This is a genomic window from Nonomuraea sp. NPDC048882 (assembly GCF_040649755.1).
GTDB classification, from domain to species: domain Bacteria; phylum Actinomycetota; class Actinomycetes; order Streptosporangiales; family Streptosporangiaceae; genus Nonomuraea; species Nonomuraea maheshkhaliensis.
The window spans coordinates 80,042-92,683 of the sequence record NZ_JBEZGB010000011.1 but is presented as its reverse complement, the minus strand read 5'-3'; the positions used below and the strand labels follow the sequence as shown (position 1 = coordinate 92,683).

The 12,642-nt window shown below is 66.2% G+C and carries 11 protein-coding genes and 2 pseudogenes; 8 read left to right on the top strand and 5 right to left on the bottom strand.

Annotated elements, in window-relative coordinates:
* Window positions 1-26: 26 nt before the first annotated feature.
* Entirely contained in the window at window positions 27-638 is a 612-nt protein-coding gene (locus AB0C27_RS34390) for a hypothetical protein (RefSeq protein WP_357852715.1), read from the top strand.
* A 1,061-nt stretch (window positions 639-1,699) separates the two neighbouring features.
* Here AB0C27_RS34390 and AB0C27_RS34385 read toward each other — a convergent pair.
* Together AB0C27_RS34385 and AB0C27_RS34380 are read right to left on the bottom strand one after the other, a co-directional pair.
* Window positions 1,700-2,011, bottom strand: coding sequence for a hypothetical protein (locus AB0C27_RS34385; protein WP_357852712.1), 312 nt, complete (start codon window positions 2,009-2,011; stop codon window positions 1,700-1,702).
* Between the two features lie 498 nt (window positions 2,012-2,509).
* Window positions 2,510-2,614: pseudogene (locus AB0C27_RS34380) on the bottom strand (IS5/IS1182 family transposase); the annotation flags it as partial.
* 199 nt (window positions 2,615-2,813) lie between these two features.
* Here AB0C27_RS34380 and AB0C27_RS34375 point away from each other — a divergent pair.
* A pseudogene (locus AB0C27_RS34375) lies at window positions 2,814-3,122 on the top strand (integrase core domain-containing protein); the annotation flags it as partial.
* 146 nt (window positions 3,123-3,268) lie between these two features.
* Window positions 3,269-3,955: a hypothetical protein gene (locus tag AB0C27_RS34370; RefSeq protein WP_357852709.1), complete on the top strand. Its 687-nt coding sequence runs from the start codon at window positions 3,269-3,271 to the stop codon at window positions 3,953-3,955.
* A gap of 223 nt (window positions 3,956-4,178) precedes the next feature.
* On the opposite strand, the gene AB0C27_RS34365 is transcribed toward AB0C27_RS34370, so the two are convergent.
* The gene (locus AB0C27_RS34365; protein ID WP_357852706.1) at window positions 4,179-4,406 is read right to left on the bottom strand and encodes a winged helix-turn-helix domain-containing protein; all 228 of its coding nucleotides are present in this window, start codon (window positions 4,404-4,406) and stop codon (window positions 4,179-4,181) included.
* 295 nt (window positions 4,407-4,701) lie between these two features.
* Here AB0C27_RS34365 and AB0C27_RS34360 point away from each other — a divergent pair, with 295 nt between their 5' ends.
* The 5 genes from AB0C27_RS34360 to AB0C27_RS34340 all read left to right on the top strand — a co-directional run bounded on the left by AB0C27_RS34360 (window position 4,702) and on the right by AB0C27_RS34340 (window position 8,091).
* Complete coding sequence (locus tag AB0C27_RS34360) at window positions 4,702-4,989, top strand: hypothetical protein (RefSeq protein WP_357852703.1); 288 nt, start codon at window positions 4,702-4,704, stop codon at window positions 4,987-4,989.
* Window positions 4,990-5,113: 124 nt separating this feature from the next.
* Window positions 5,114-5,410: a hypothetical protein gene (locus AB0C27_RS34355; protein WP_357852700.1), complete on the top strand. Its 297-nt coding sequence runs from the start codon at window positions 5,114-5,116 to the stop codon at window positions 5,408-5,410.
* Between the two features lies 1 nt (window position 5,411).
* Window positions 5,412-6,401: an ATP-grasp ribosomal peptide maturase gene (gene tgmB / locus AB0C27_RS34350; RefSeq protein WP_357852697.1), complete on the top strand. Its 990-nt coding sequence runs from the start codon at window positions 5,412-5,414 to the stop codon at window positions 6,399-6,401.
* Between the two features lie 20 nt (window positions 6,402-6,421).
* Window positions 6,422-7,582: a protein-L-isoaspartate(D-aspartate) O-methyltransferase gene (locus tag AB0C27_RS34345; protein WP_357852694.1), complete on the top strand. Its 1,161-nt coding sequence runs from the start codon at window positions 6,422-6,424 to the stop codon at window positions 7,580-7,582.
* Between the two features lie 203 nt (window positions 7,583-7,785).
* Window positions 7,786-8,091: a helix-turn-helix transcriptional regulator gene (locus tag AB0C27_RS34340; protein WP_357852691.1), complete on the top strand. Its 306-nt coding sequence runs from the start codon at window positions 7,786-7,788 to the stop codon at window positions 8,089-8,091.
* Window positions 8,092-8,213: 122 nt separating this feature from the next.
* On the opposite strand, the gene AB0C27_RS34335 is transcribed toward AB0C27_RS34340, so the two are convergent.
* The gene (locus tag AB0C27_RS34335) at window positions 8,214-8,687 is read right to left on the bottom strand and encodes a hypothetical protein (protein ID WP_357852688.1); all 474 of its coding nucleotides are present in this window, start codon (window positions 8,685-8,687) and stop codon (window positions 8,214-8,216) included.
* Between the two features lie 51 nt (window positions 8,688-8,738).
* Window positions 8,739-12,065 (bottom strand): ADP-ribosylglycohydrolase family protein, encoded by a 3,327-nt coding sequence (locus tag AB0C27_RS34330; protein ID WP_357852685.1) that lies wholly within the window; start codon window positions 12,063-12,065, stop codon window positions 8,739-8,741.
* Window positions 12,066-12,642 lie beyond the last annotated feature (577 nt).

Sequence of the window (12,642 nt, the reverse complement as noted above, 5' to 3'; positions counted from 1 at the left end):
CGTGCGCGGGGACTGCACTGGAAGCCGTGGTGCTGGACGCCGGCGGCGAGGCAGCGGCACCCTCGTCGGCTTCAACCTCCGGCGTGGTCACCGTGTTCTTGTCGGCTGCCACCTCCGGCGCGGGCGAAGTAGAAGCGTCGTCTGTCGCTGCTGAAGTGGAAGTGGCGGACGGTTCGGCTTCGTCGGTTGCCGCAGCGGCCGGTGAGTCCGATGCCGTGGCGGTGTCCACGGGGGAGGGAGCCTCCTCGGAGGCTGTGGCGGTCTCTGTTGGCGATGGTGAGTCGGATGCCGTAGGAGTGGGCGAGGCCGACTCGGATGCCGTGGGGGTGGGCGAAGGCGACTCGGCTGTGGTCGTAGGGGTGGCAGTGGGGGACTCGGAAGTCGTGGGTGTGGGGGAGGACGAATCCGACGTCGTGGAGGTCGGGGTAGACGACGGCGTCTCGGTGGACGTCGGTGCGTCCGAAGTAGGTTGCGGCGTAGTCGTGGTGGCAGGCCCGCCCGACGTTGAGGTGGGAGTGGCCTCTGGTGTCTCGGACGGTGGCGTGCTTTCGGACGGCGGCGAGTCGTCCGAGCCATTCGTCGGCCCTGGCGCGGGCTGGGTCACCCCGGCCGACGGATCGGCACCTCCTTGGTGGTGATGCGAGCCGCCGTGATGGGAACCGTTCGGGTTCCCGCCGCTCTGACTGTTGCTGTCGCGATCCGGGGTCGGCAAGGTGCCCGGCTCCTCCGGAAAGCCCTGCCCGAACTCTTGAGAATTCGGGCCCTTCCCATGCGGGCTCTGGTAGCTGCCCTGAGTGTCCTGGGAGTCGTCCGTATCGGTACGCGGCCCACCATGAGGTCCGCCCGCCGGCGGGCCCGCGTGGTCCTCATGGTCCTGCGAATCGGCGATCTCCGCATCATCCTGAGAGCCAGGGGGCCGGTGGCCCTGCTGATCCTTGGCAACGTGCGCGCTGGAGTCCGCCATGGAGGTTTGGCCGGAAGCCCGCGCAAGGGGCGTAAGGGCGCCAGGTTCTGCCTCGGCAGTCTGATACCACGAGGTCAAGAAAAAGGCCGAGTCGATGAACTTCTGGATATCTGGCGTCATGGAAGCGGGGGACCTCCCTGGACGAGGCCGGATTCAACCATGCAGACCATGACAAAAGTGACGATGAAGGACTGATGGGTCTAAACCGGGAGCCTGTGGGTGCAGCGAGCGTACCTGATGTCCCTGCAGGTCAAGCGCTCCACAAGGCATGATCGACGGCACTGCCGGGAGCGAAGCCCAAGCAGGAGAAGCGCTGTCGTAACTCAGCCACCGCGAATAACAAAAAAAGATCTACCAAAGTCCGCCTCCGGGCGGGAGCAGGACTCCCTTGATCGAGACCGCATCCCCAGGCGAGGTCGCTCAACCGGAGCCTCTTCCCTGTCAACGCGTCAGAGTAGCTCTACCCAGTCACTTCGGGGGCGCCCATCCAGCTCTCGGCCAGCTTTAAAGTGCACACTCCGGCCGGTAAGGTCAACATCTTCGCCGCGCCTACTAAGATTCACTACTGCAGCCGCAGGAAAGAAAATGCCGTTAGGGAATTGTGTGTTCGCCACGAAACCGTAGGTTCCTTTCCACGAAATTAATTGGCCCGCCCGCAGACTTTCATTGTCATTTGTCTCGCCATCGTCCGGAACCGTGGATTGGTAATAGCGGATCAACTCTTTCGCTTCGCTCCTAATCAGTGGATTGCTGGCGCGGAGGAGCCGGCGTAGGCATCCCGGGAGCCTTCAACTCTCGGCCGACATCTGTAGGAAGAACTTCGCGATGGCGATTAAGAATATCGTAGGCCTCGCGCATGTCAAGATAAAAAACTAATGGTTGTGTTATCTCGGCAACTGCGTCGCTTTCTCGACGCAGATTTGCGCTGGTAAAACTGGTCCCGAGAGCAATTTCATCATCCTGATGATCGAGCACGTATCTGGTAAGAATCGCGCGCATATCTGACTCGAAAGCATCCAGTAAGATATAGAGCTTTGATCGAGTCATGCGAGCATGGTCAACATCTGATCGCCTCCCAGTAACAGTGCGACGGGACTGGTGACTAATCGCTACCAACCTATACACGATGGTCATACTAGGGCCACTCTGTCAATAGAAGTATGGACTCTGTTGTTACGTTCCATTGGAACTGATGTCCGCTTCAACGAGAGGGGGGGCAAATGCTATTCGGCTGTCCTGATACTTTTTTGGGACGGCCGGAAATGATTGGCGGGATAATCGCTCAGAGCTGAGGCGTTCTCCGAAGCCGCAGGGGACGTACTGGGCATTTCGCCGTCTCGAGCTGCTGCATGGGACAGAAGCTCGGTGACCGTGGTAAAGGCGACGGCGAGGTCGGCGTGGGCATGGTAGCCGTTCTGTCTCAACCAGGGGCAGGACTACCTGGCTCGCGGGGACGCCGCCGCGGTGTCATGGCTGTCTGCCTTTACTAAGGGGAGTCGATCAAAGTGTCGAGCACGGTTCCCCTTGTCAAGCAGCAGATTCCTTGTCCAGAAGCGGGCAGAGTTGGGTGACGTAGTTGCGGCTGGCATCGATCATGATGACCGCCAGCGGGATACCGGTGGCGTGGTTGATCAGGTGGTGCTTGGTTCCGTCCGCCCGCGATCGACCAGCGACGGCCGGTCTGCGACCCCCTTCAACGCCCTGATCTACGTGGTCCACTGCCGCCCGCGAGAAGTCGAGCACGTCCACGGTCCATAGCCGATCCAACAGCACCTTGTGCAGGCGCTGGCACGCGCCGGAGGCGTCTCACCCGTCCAGCCGCTGCTAGCCTTCGTCGAGGCGTTGCGGGCGTTCGGGGGCGCCGGGTGAGGTGCTGACGGACAACGGCAAGCAGTTCACCGCGCGGTTCGGTCATGGCGGGGAGGTGTTGTTCGACCGGATCTGCCGGGACAACGCCATTGTGCATCGGCTGACGCAGCCGCGTTCACCGACGACGACGGGCAAGGTGGAGCGTTTCCACCAGACGATGCGCCGCGAGCTGCTGGATGACGCCGGCTCGTTCGAGGACCTGGCAGCCTTCCAAGCAGCACTCGATGCGTGGGTGGAGCATTACAACACTGTCCGGCCGCATCAGAGCCTGGACATGGCGGTTCCCGCTGACCGGTTCAGTCCGGTGGGTGCTGCGGAGCGGGAGCTGCTGCCGCTGCGCCTGCCGCGATCCTGATCGCCGCGCCGGATCCGGCTCCTGCTGCCGACGCCGCTGCTGCAACGTCCAGGCGAAAGAGCAGCGACGAGGACATGCCGGTGGCCGGGCGGTCGACGAGTACGGCGGCGTCCTGGTCGGGTGGGCCGGTCGAGTTCGAGCGGGTGGTGCCGGCCAGCGGCAATCTGGGGGTGGCGGGCAAGCAGTTCTGGCTGGGGCCGGCCCGCGCTGGTCAGGTGATCACGTTCTGGGCGGATGTGAACGTGATCCATCTGCTGGTGGGCGGGGTGCGGTTGAAGAGCCTGCGTTCGCATCTGTCGACCAGTGATCTGGCCCGGTTGTTCGCCGATGGTGGCCGGTCGGCGGGGCCGTCGCCGCTGCCGCAGGCGGAGAACGACGCGGTGGTGGAGGTGGAGCGGACGGTGACCAAGTCCGGCATGGTCAGCCTGGCCGGCCGGTATCTGCTGGCTGCGGAGATTCTGGGCGGGCGCCGGGTCACCGTCTGGATCGAGGAGAACACGCTGATGTTCCTCGATCCGGAGTCCCGGCAGCTGCTGCGGGTCCGGCCGAACCCGCTGATCTGGGCCAAGCGCTGCCCCGTGGTACGCGTCCGAGAGCACTCGTGCATCTGTGCGCAGCCGATGTACGAGCTGTGCACTGCGGCGGGTCTGTGCTTCGTCCGGCGCTTGTCTGGTAAGGGCCACAAGACCGTGATGGAGAGTCCGTGGGTGTCGGCTCAGGCCGGGCGGCGGTTGTGGTTGCAGATCATGCAGGGTCAGGCTCGTTGATCTGCTGCCCCGGTGACCTGTTCGTCGTAGGCGCCGGCGGTCTCATCCGGTGGAGCCTGGCCGGTGCGAACTCGGCAATCGAAGGCGAGCCCACTGTTGGCGTAGAGGTCGGCCAGTGTCTCGTCCCAGGCGTTCAGGGGGTGCAGTGTGTCGGTGTCGCCGCGTTGCCGCGAGCGGTGTCCGCAGGCATCGCGGGGTATCCACGGAGGATGGGCGTAGTGATCTACTGTGGCGCGACTATGGAGCCCTTGCCGGGCTTGGTCGTGATCAGTTCCCGGTTCCTGAGGTCCTCCATCGCCTTTCGTACGGTCACACGGGCGACGTCGAACTCCTCCTGAAGTTTCACCTCGGAGATCAAGGTGAGCGGCGGGTAGGTGCCATCGTCGATGCGCTCGGCGACGACGTTGGCTATCTGCTCCCACTTGTAGAGCCTGGGGTCCCACTCGATCACAGGACGACCATACGTGTTAGTGGACTTTCCGACATAGAACAGGCATGGCTAAGAAGTCTATAGACAGGGTAGGACAGGTTAAGTTAGGTTGAGCGGCATGGCGTTGGTGGGCGCCAGTCCACAGCTCCTCTGGGTGAGGCTTGTGCGGTGCGCTCCAGGCCGCCGCCCAGGGGAGCGCACGAAGCGACTGAGGATGGCTCCTCGCTCACCAACGCCTGTTCATCGATAGCGATCGCCGCGGGGCGCCGTGGGTGCGACGTCGGGGATCGTTCGTCAGGAAAGAGGGTGAATTCCTGTGGTGGACGATGACGGTTTCCACAGCACGCACCCCGCTCCGCCGGGTCCGGACGCGGCGCCTGTGCGGTGGAGGCTGGTCAAGCGGCGTCCGGATCCGGCCCGGGTCCGGGGATACACCTGCGAATGCCTGTCGCTGGTCTTCGAGGACTGTCGGGCCGGCGGGCTGGGGTTCATCCGGCGGTACGACTGGTCCGTCGACCCGTGCGTCATCACCGAAAGCCCACGAGTGAAGGTCGGCGAGGCCGAAACGCTGTGGCGCCAGGTCATCAGCGGGCAAGTGAGGTAAGCCGTCGCCACCGCTCCAGGCGGTCGCCGAAAACTGCCCGTACCCCTGGCACCAGAAGAGAAGCACTGTCCGGAAATACCGGTCTGCCCGCACAAGGCGGACAGGCAGAAGGAGGAACACTTCAATGCGTACAAGCACCAAGCAGGACGACCAGTCGGCCCTCGACCTCATCACCCACTCCCCGGACGGGGAATCGCGCGGAACCCCCTTCCGGGCCGGCGACTTCTTCCCCATGTCCCCGACCGAGCACATCCTGTCGGCCGCCGGCACCCCGGCCGGCGAAGCACGCCCGTGGGGTCTGCGTCACCTCGTCGCGCCGACACCCGTCGCCGCCGGTAACCACGGGGGCGGCCGCAGCAACGAGACCAGTGAGACCAGCAGCGACGGGACCGCCCCCAGCGAGGAGCAGGTCAAGGACTGACATGACGCACACCGTCCTGATCATCACCGACGACGCCGACACCGCGGCCGAACGCGTCGCAGCCGAGCTGGCCGGCCGCGGGGTCCCCGTCGTCACTCTGGACACCGCCGACTTCCCGGCGCACGTCTCGATGACGGCTCACATCGAGACGGGCCGCCGCGGTTGGTCGGGCGTCGTCGGTACGGTACGCGGCGAGCTCGATCTGGCCGGCGTGGGCGCGATCTACACCAGGCGCCCGACCCAGTTCCGGATGGACGAGCGGATGTCGTCCCCGGAGCGCGCCTTCGCCTATGGGGAAGCGCGTTACGGGTTCGGCGGGGTGCTGGCCGCATTGCGACAGAGCGGCTGCCTGTGGGTCAACGATCCGATGGCCGCGATGCGGGCCGAGTACAAGCCGATCCAGCTCGTCACGGCCGCTCGCGTCGGGCTGAGCGTACCCAAGACGATCATCACCAACGATCCTCAGCAAGCGCACGCGTGGGCGAAGGAGCTCGGTAAGCCGTTCGTCTACAAGGCGGTTGGTGGGATCTGGCACGCGGACGAGGGCCAGGTGCGGGTCATCTACACCAAGCCCCTGGACGACCCTGATGAGCTGCTCGATCCGGCTCTGGCTCGTACCGCGCAACTGTTCCAGGAGTGGGTCGACAAGGCGTACGAGGTGCGGGCGCTCGTGATCGGCGCCCAGGTGCTCGCGGTGCGCATCGACAGCGCCAGCGAGCAGGGCACGATCGACTGGCGCAGCGATTACGACTCCCTCACGTACGAGCGCGTCGATCTTCCCGACGAGATCAGCGATCGGCTGGTGGAGTTGCACGAACGGCTGAACCTGGTGTACGGCGCCGCCGACCTGATCTGCGACCCGCAGGGCCGCTACCACTTCCTGGAGACCAACCAGAGCGGGGAGTGGGGCTGGCTCAACCAGAAGGCGGGCCTGCCCGTGCCGGAGGCGCTGGCGGACGTTCTGCAGCTGGGTCCGGCATGGGCACGGTGACGCCCCCGGACGGTCTCACGTTGGATGACCTGATCGCGAAACTGGCCGCCCACCTGCGCAATCGAGGCTCGCTGACGGAGGCGAGGTGGGAGGAGGCGCTTCGTGCGGTGCCCAGGCACCTGTTCGCGCCTGCCGCAGCCTGGTTCACCTCGAATCATGCCGGCGCGCCGCGAGGCAGGTTCGCCCTCGACGAGGACCCGGTGGGCTGGTGGACGGCCGTGTACGCCGACACCTCCATCATCCTGCAGACCGACGACGGGGCCGGCGACCCGCTCAGCGGCAAGGGACTCTTCTCGTCGTCGGTCTCGGCCCCCGGCATCATGTTTCCCTTCCTGGAGCTGCTGGCTCCGCAGATGGGTGATCGCATTCTGGAGGTCGGGACGGGCTCCGGGTGGACGGCAGGTCTGCTGTCGTGGGCTGCTGGAGCGAACGGTGTCGTCTCCATCGAGGTTGATCCTGAGGTGGCGGCTCGGGCCGCGGCCAATCTCGGCGAGGTCGGGTGCGCCGCTCAGCTGGTGGTCGGTGACGGAACCAAAGGCTGGGCCGAGCGGGCGCCGTTCGATCGGGTGCATGTGACCGTGGGTGTGTCCGACATCCCGATGGCCTGGATCGAGCAGACCAGGCCGGGCGGCGTCATCGTGCTGCCCTGGCACGCCGGCGGGCTGATCGGGCACCAACTGCGCCTGGAGGTGCTGGACGAGACCACGGCGGTCGGTCGCTTCCACGGGACGGCCAGCTACATGATGCTGCGCGAGCAGCGCTTCAACACCCGATGGAACGGCCACCACCACGAAGCGGCCCACCGCTCCACGACGAAGGTCCACCCTCGGATCTTCTGGAACATGGACCTGGGTGCGCTACTGCTGTGCCAGGCGCTGGTTCCTCGGGTCGGCTGGTACGACGTCTGCGAGGACGGTGAGGACTCGCTGCTGCTGTACGAGCTGGACGACCACACTGGCGAAGGCTCGTGGGCGGCCTGCGATCGAAAGCCTGGAGCGGCCGAGGGGGAGGTGACGCAGTACGGTGAGCGGCGGCTTTGGGATGAGTTGTCGTCCGCCTATCGGGAGTGGGTCTCGCTCGGAAGGCCCGGCTACGACCGGTTCGGGCTGACAGTCGATCCGGACGGCACCCACCTGTGGCTTGATCGTCCCAGTGCCCGGAAGTGGCGGGTGCGGACCTGACGAGCATCGAGGCCCGCGCGGCTGACCAGTAAGGCGACTGGCTCCGGTAACCGGGCAGGCCACCCGCTCCTGGGCTGAGTGGCCGGTGACGTTCGTCATCGGCCCTCGATGAAACCATGCGGCTGTGTCCGGAGAGCTGGGTCAGACTGTTATGGCGGAGGAGGTAATGTCACGCTCCGTGCTGGATGTCTAGAGTTCGATACATGGCAGATGGTCCCCGGATGACCTTGCAGACGATGCTGGTGCTGCGAGTACTGCTGTCTGATCCAGCTCAGCGCCGTTACGGCCTGGAGCTGTGCGAGCAGACCCGCCAACACCCCGGCACGGTCTACCCGATCCTGGCCCGGCTGGAGCGCGACTTCGGCTGGCTGGAGCGTCACGAGGAAGCTCGGGCCGAGCACCTGGCCGAGGGGCGCCGGGCTCGCCACTACTACCTGCTGACCGACGAGGGCGCGGTGAAGGCGCGTGCCGCTCTCGACCGAGCTGAGCGGTCACGCGCGCCCCGCTGATCCTGCTGTTGGGCTGGGTGGTCCTGGAGACCGGATGGAGTGGTCTCGGCGACGCGGTCGTCCCTTGTTCTCCACGCCGGTGTCGACTACGCCCTCGCGAAGCCGGTGCCCGGGTTGCGCATTCAACGGCGCTGAAACCGGCGCCCCACCTGCATGGCCGGTACGACGACGAGCACCGCGACGTGCCACCAGAACAGTCCGTCGAGCACCACCTTCAACCAGTCGACACTCGTCTCCAGCGCTGCTGGATCGGACCTCATCGCATCGATCGCGGCCATGGTGTCGGCAGTGGCGTAACTGTCCAGCCACCCCCAGGGATAGCCCAGTCCGCGATGGTAGCCGAACATGCAGCACACGTCCTCGCGCACCACCAGCATGCTGAGGAACAGCCCGGCAAGCGTCAGCGCCGTGATGGCCAGCCAGCCGATCCGGCCTATACGGCGTGAGGTGATCGCGACCCACACCAGTAGCGCGCCGCCCAGGCAAAGCGCCGTTCCGAACGCGATGTAGTGGGTCTGCGCCCCGGATCCCATCAGCGCGAGAGCGCCGACGAGGATGCTTGCCGTGCCGAAGAGACCGCATGCCCGTAAGCGCATGCCGCTCAGCATGCCAGGCGGCGCGCCGCCCGTGGGCCGATGATCCACAAGTTAGCCGTACGCTGCCTGTCGCATGGCGCGGAGCCCTTCGGCGAGCGTGTCCAGGCCTGGTGGGAACGCGACTTGCGGCGCCCAGGGGATGTCCGCCGTGTCCTGGTGGCAGGTCAGGATGCCTCCGATGATCGCGGCCACAGTGTCGGTGTCTCCGCCGAGGCTGACGGCGTACCGCATGGCTTCGATCGGTTCGTCGTGAAGGGGGAGTATGTGGAGGATCGCGCCCAGGGTGTCCGAGACCTCCAGGGAGACGCCGGTGGGAGCGGGCTGCCAGGTTGTGGGGAAGGAGACGCCGAAATGAGCCAGTTCTTCCCGGGCGACGGTGACCAGGTCCTCGGTGGTGCAGCCTTCCAGGGCCCACGATCCCATGGCCGCCACGGCGCAGGCCGCGGCGATGGCGCGCGGGTCGGCGTGGGTGGTCTTGGTCAGGCGTACGGCCAGGTCGCGGCGGCGTTCGGCTTCGATGGCAGGCAGGGCCCAGCCGATGGGGAGCACCCGCATCATCGCGCCGTTGGTCGATCCGCCGTCGGCGACCGGGGATCCGGTGGTCGCGAACCGCTGCACGGCGCTGCGTGTGGTGGGGCCGGCTCCGCGCATGGCCGGGAGGGCGGCGGTCAGGGACTGGAGGAAGGCCACTTCTGAGCCGCCGGTTTCGAGCAGGTTGTGGGCGAGCAGGATGAGTTGTTCGGTGTCGTCCGAGGTGCTGCCGGGTGGCCAGCCTCTTTGCGCGGTGAGCGTGTCGGTCAGGTGGATGTCCTGGGGTGGTTTGCCCTCCCAGGGGACGCCGAGCGCGTCGCCGCAGCAGAAGCCGGTGAGTCCGTTGAGGATGCGGTGGGCCGGTGGGACCGTCTGGTCCGGGAACAGTCGGGTGAGGATGCCGAAGCCGTTCCACGCGATGGCGCGGCGGCCGCGGTCGGCGTACCGGACGCGCTCGCGTCCGTGCGTGAGGCGGGACAGGGAGAGGCAGGCGGAGGCGACGTCGTACGGGGTGCCGTGGTGTTCGAACTCCCGCAACGCCTGGACGGTCAGCTGCTGGGCCTTCGTGTGGTCGCCGTCGGCCCGGTGGACATCGGCTTCGCTGTGGGTGACTCTCGCGGCGAGCAGGTCGTCGCCGAGGTCTCGGGCTATGTGGCCGGCTTCTGCCAGGGTTTGGGCGGCTTCCTGCTCCAGGCCCAGGCCGCATTGGGCTCTGCCGAGGCCGTGAAGGGACTGGGCGATTCCGCGGGCGTCTTTTGCGGCTTTGCGGATGGTGAGGGCTTCGGTTTGGTTGTTCAGGGCGGTTTGCCAGGCGCCGGTGGCTTCGGCGATCAGTGCCGCGGTTTGGAGCAGGGCGGCGTACAGGGGCTGGTCGGCGACGTTTTGGAGGGCTTGGTTGATGAGGGTGTCCGCGCGTTCCACGTTGCCGGAGAAATACTCGATCTCGGCCAGGAACTTGAGCCAGGGTGCCTGGTCGGTGGTGGTGTTCAGGCCCTCGGTGGCGTGCTCGCGGCCTGCTGTGAAACGGCCTCGGTGCAGCTCGATCTCGGCCAGGCGGAACAGGAAGCTCTCCCGGGCGTCCTCGTCCGTGAGGGCCAGGGCGGCGTGGGCCAGGTGCTCGGCCTGATCGAGGTCGCCTCTGTAGAAGGCGATCTCGGCACGTACGAGTACGGCATACGCGGAGCTGAAGGGGAGGCCGTCGATCAGGGCTTCGGCCTGGGGCCAGTTGCCGAGGGCGAGGTGGGCTCTGGCAACCCGGTACAGGCAGGGGCCCTGGTCCCCGTCTATGCGCAGGTCGGTGAGGAGGTTGGTCAGGGTGCGGCAGCGGTCGAAGCGGCCGGTGGCGAGGCTGCGGTCCATGAGCGCGATCCAGGCGGTCGCTCCCTGGTCGGGGTCTAGGTGGCTCAGGTGGTACGCGGCTTCTAAGTCGGCGGTGAACTCCTGGCGTTCGCCGTAGTGCCTGGCCAGGGCTTCGTGGGCTTTGCGTACCTCGTCGGGGCGGAGGTGTTGGAGTGATCGGCGCAGGATGGGGTGCATGGCGTACGCGCTCGTACCCCCAGGCAGCGGTGAGATGAAGGAGAAGGCCGTCAGCCTGGCGAAGGCGGTGGTGTCGGCGGGAAAGCCGAGGGCTTGGCCGAGGTGGTGGAAGGTGTCGGCGGTGAAGGCGCGGCAGGCGCTGACGGCCAGGATGCCGCGCTCGGCCTCGGCAGGTAGCCGGCGGGCGAGGTCGTGCTCCCTGTCGATCAGGGGCCCCTCGGCGGCGAGTGCTACGTCCGTACAGAGGCCGAGGGAGTAGGGGTGCACCTCGCCGGGGGCGGTGGAGGCGTGGGTGACGAGTGCCGTCCGTACGGCTGGATCCGTGATGCCGGCCAGGGTGAGGTAGCGGGTGGCGTCGGCGGTGGTCAGGGGGCCGACCAGGCGGTGATCGACGTACTGCTCGGGGATGGGGAAGAGGGGAGCGGACGGCCACGGCGGGCGGGTTCGGCCCGCCACGACGGCGACGATGCCGGCGCCCAGGTCGAGCTGGCCGAGCAGGCAGCGCAGCCACTCGTCGCGCATCGGCTTGTCGGCGTGGAACAGGTCGTCCGTGTCGCCGAAGAACGCCTCGTGGGTGTCGAAGAGCAGCACGATCCGGTCATGCTCGGCGGCGGCGTCGTTGAGGTCCTTGGCGAACAGCTGCGGCAGCTCGTACAGAAGGTCGGGCTCGGGGACGAGGGCCAGGATGTGGTCGGCGTCCTCGTGGGAGAGGCGGCGTTGCGTGCGACGACGCGTGAAGGTCTCGTCCATGCGGGAGGTGAGCATGTGCCGGCCGCCGCGCAGGATCGGCAGCGTCAGTAAGGCGTCGGCGATGTCGAGCGCGGTGTCGACCTCGCTGCTTGGGAACAGCTCGCGGATGCGGTGGGCGAGGTCGAAGCCCAGTTTGTGGAGGTACGTGATGGCGGCGAAGTCGAAGCGTGGGGTGGCGATGCGGTGGGGGGCGAGCTGGTGTTTGAGCATGAACAGCGCCGAGTACACCTCCAGCGGCCGGTTGTCGCCCGCCGGCGGGGCGCCGAAATCGATCCTGGCCACCGGCACTGGGCGGCCGTGCTCGGCGAGGCGGTCGAGGAACTCGGTGTCGGGGGTGTCGCTGATGTTCGGCCAATGGTCCGTGCGGAGGCAGGCCCGGTGCTCCAGGTGACGGAGGAGTAGGGACTTGCCGGTGCCGTCGGGGCCGTGGAGGTAGAGGATCCGGTCTGGGGGTGGGTCGTCGTTGATGAGGGTGACGACGTGGCGGGTCAGCTTGAAGCGGTTGACGAACCGGTCGAGTGCGACAGCTGAAGGGGGTGTGTCCTCGTGGGAGATGGGCACGGTCAGCTCTGTAGGTATCTGCGTAGCAATGTGGTATCCCGTCCCAGGTAAACGAGCTGAATCAACGGGGTCGTACGGCCCAGGTCTGATCACGCGAGCCGCCGTTACGGACGTTTTACACTGCGCTGCAGAACGTTTCCACCCGGTTGGCTCAATCCCTCAACTGCATTCGAGGGACGCACTTTATAAGCTGGGCTTTCTTGCCAATCCTGCCTGAATAGCATATGTCGAACTTCGACACGACACTGAAGTCAGTGCTTCCCTGTAGGGCCGCGATCGAACACCCAAGCGGAGACCTTCTCCGTATGCGATCACCAACACGCCCGCCACACCCTGTGGATAACTCACCGTACGAGCTGATCGTCAGAAGATTTTGCCTAGCCTTCATTCCCAGAAACGTGCAGTGATTGCCCGGTTTTATCCCTACTTGGTCCATTTCGCCCGCGCATCCCCGGGCGGAAGAACACACCCTGTGGAGGAAAGATGCACACCCGCCGTGGTCTCCTGCGTCCGCACTCGCCTAGACGTATGTCACTGTGCTCAGCAACAGGCCCGGCGTCGTCAAAAGGCCGACCCG